The 2,942-nt window shown below is 65.2% G+C and carries 2 protein-coding genes; both read right to left on the reverse strand.

The genetic code is table 11. The features are described from left to right. The coding region (locus tag LAO51_20365; protein ID MBZ5641100.1) for a serine/threonine protein kinase at positions 1-401 on the reverse strand (401 nt) is incomplete at its 3' end. Beyond that, a partial coding sequence (locus LAO51_20370; protein ID MBZ5641101.1) for a serine/threonine-protein kinase occupies positions 398-2,942 on the reverse strand: 2,545 nt, incomplete at its 5' end. The genes LAO51_20370 and LAO51_20365, both read right to left, overlap by 4 nt.

Here is a 2,942-nt window from a genome sequence, read left to right on the forward strand (position 1 = left end):
TCCCGGTGCACGATCCCCTTCTCGTGCGCCGCCTCCAGGCCCTCCGCGACCTGAAGCGCGATCGGAAGCGCCTCCTCGATCGGGATCGCCCCCCGCGCGATGCGGACGTCCAGCCCCTCGCCCTCCACCAGCTCCATGGCCAGGAAGTGCGTGCCGCCGACGTCCTCGAGCGCGTGCAGGGTGGCGACGTTGGGATGGTTGAGCGATGCCAGCAGCTTCGCCTCGCGCTCGAAGCGGGCGCGCCGCTCGGGGTCCTCCGCGAATCCCTCCGGCAGCACCTTGATCGCGACCTCGCGCCCGAGCCGGGTGTCGCGAGCGCGCCAGACTTCGCCCATCCCACCCTCGCCAAGCGGCGCGAGGATCTCGTACGGACCGAGCTTCGTTCCGGAGGCCAGGCTCATCTCTTCAGTCCCGCGTCCCAGTTGAGAACGGCCGAGAGGGGCTGCGTCTCCCCCTTCTTGACCTGCGTGTTGATCAGGAATCGCTGTCCGCTCCGATCGACGTCGTACATGGCCTGTTCGGAATTTGCGATGATCTCGCGGGCATTCGCCTGGAAGAGTGAGACCGGGGCGTCGGCGTCGAAACCGGCCCCGGTCTTCACCGGCACCGCCATCATCTTACCCTCGGGAGAGAGGAAGAACAGTTCCTTCCCGTCGCCCCTCCACCTCGGCTGTTCTCCTCCTCCAGCTGACACCTGCCACTTGCCTCGTGCCTGCGGGAATGAGGTCACGTAGATCTCCCACTTCCCGGTCTCATTTGAAGCGTACGCCACCCATTTCGCATCGGGCGAAAACTGGCCGTTCCTGATCGTGGCAGAAGTCTTCAGAAAGAGACTGCTCTTGAGCTCAGGCAAGCTGAGGTACCACAAGTCCCACCACACGTCCCTTCCTTGGATGTACAGCACGTACTTGCCGTCCCGCGACCAGTCATTGGGAAAGTCATCAGTGCCGCTGTGCAAGATCAGCTGCTCTTCCTGCGCGCCATCGGCGTTCTTCACATACACGTCAAACACGTGTTGCCGACTGGACGAGAACATCAACCGGGCGCCATTCGGGCTCCAGACCGGCATCGCGTCGATCGCCGGGTCGAACGTCAGCCGCTTCATGCTGTCGCGTTGCAGGTCATACGTCCAGACATCGGTGTTCTGGCTCCCCTGGTCGGTCTTGTCTACCGCAACCGATTCCCCATTCCGGGCCAGGACCACGTTGCTATACAGATCGGGCGTCCCCACTACGCCCAGTTCATTTCCTTTCCGGTCGAACCAGGTTAGTCGGGAGAGGGAGGCCTCGCTGCTCTTCTGCGCGAGCAAGAGCCCGTGGTCGGACACCGCGAATACCGTCCTAGCGATTCGTGGGAGGTACTGGATCTCCGTTAAGATCGCCTTGGGTTCCCCGGTCAACTCGAACGTGTCCAGATCGAAATTCTGGCAGAACAAAGTCCTGTCCCGGTAGAAGAGCAGGTTGCCCGCGGCATAGGCGGCATTCACCGACGTCTTCACGACGAAACGCTTCTCGTTCGAATCCAGAAGCCCAATAAAGATCGCATCAGGCCCGCTCTCCCCGGTTACGTTGGCCGCCAGATACAGGTAGTGTCTTCCGTCCGGCATGAACATCGGCCAGCGATGCGTGTTTTCCCCACGACTCGCATCCGGGGTGCTGATCCGCGTGGGTGTTCCACCGGAAGCCGAGATTCGATACAAGCCGCTCAACAACAGCCCGCTCGGCGCGAAGACGATCACGGCGTCTTTGTTCCACGTGCCGCCGCGGCCCGACGGTGCATCGCACAGCGTCTGCACGGGGCCACCCGCGACTTCCGTTTTCTTGAGTTTCCCGTCGGCAAAGAACGCGAGAAACCTCCCATCGGGCGACCAGAACGGAAAGCTGGCGCCCTCCGTACCGGCAAGGCTTCTCGCTTCTGGCGACCCCACCTCGTACAACCAGATCACATTCTTCCGCGCAGACTCCCGGTACCCAACCACCGCCACCGTATGGCCGTTCGGCGCGATTGCGATGTCCCGCGCCGCAAACGCGAACGGCGCCGAAAAATACATCGTCTGTTCCGCAGGCGTCGAGGTGCGCCACAAGATCGCCACGGTCAGCCCACCGGCGGCGAGCACGCAGCAGAGCAGCCAGGCCAGGCGCTCGCTCAGGCTCTTGGAATCCCTCGCCTTGGCGGGAGCGACGGATGGGCCCCCGCTCCCGCCGGTCCATTCCAGCTCGATCGCCGGGTCGGGCGCGCCGGCTTCGATCCCGGCGATCGCCACGCGCGCTTCCCCGATGTCGCGGAGGCGCTGCTTCACGTCCCGATCAAGACAGCGGTGCAAGAGACTCCGGAGCGACGCAGGTGTTGCCTCGGGCAGCGCGGTCCAGTCTGGATCGGTCTTCAGCACCGCCGCCAGCGTGTCCGAGATCGTCTCCCCGACGAACAGTCGCCTGCCGGTCAGCATCTCGTAGAGCAGGCACCCGAACGCCCAGATGTCCGCCCGCTTGTCCACCGGCTTCCCGCGCGCCTGCTCCGGGCTCATGTACGCGGCGGTGCCGAGGATCACCCCCGCCCGCGTGTGGTGCCCCGTGATCGTCGGCGACAGCGCCAGGTCCGAGGTCGCGCCCGGTTCCTCCCACGCCTTCGCCAGGCCGAAGTCCAGCACCTTCACCGTGCCGTCCGGCCGCACCTTGACGTTGCCCGGCTTGAGATCCCGGTGCACGATCCCCTTCTCGTGCGCCGCCTCCAGGCCCTCCGCGACCTGAAGCGCGATCGGAAGCGCCTCCTCGATCGGGATCGCCCCCCGCGCGATGCGGACGTCCAGCCCCTCGCCCTCCACCAGCTCCATGGCCAGGAAGTGCGTGCCGCCGACGTCCTCGAGCGCGTGCAGGGTGGCGACGTTGGGATGGTTGAGCGATGCCAGCAGCTTCGCCTCGCGCTCGAAGCGGGCGCGCCGCTCG

The organism is Terriglobia bacterium, assembly GCA_020073205.1.
Taxonomy (GTDB): domain Bacteria; phylum Acidobacteriota; class Polarisedimenticolia; order Polarisedimenticolales; family JAIQFR01; genus JAIQFR01.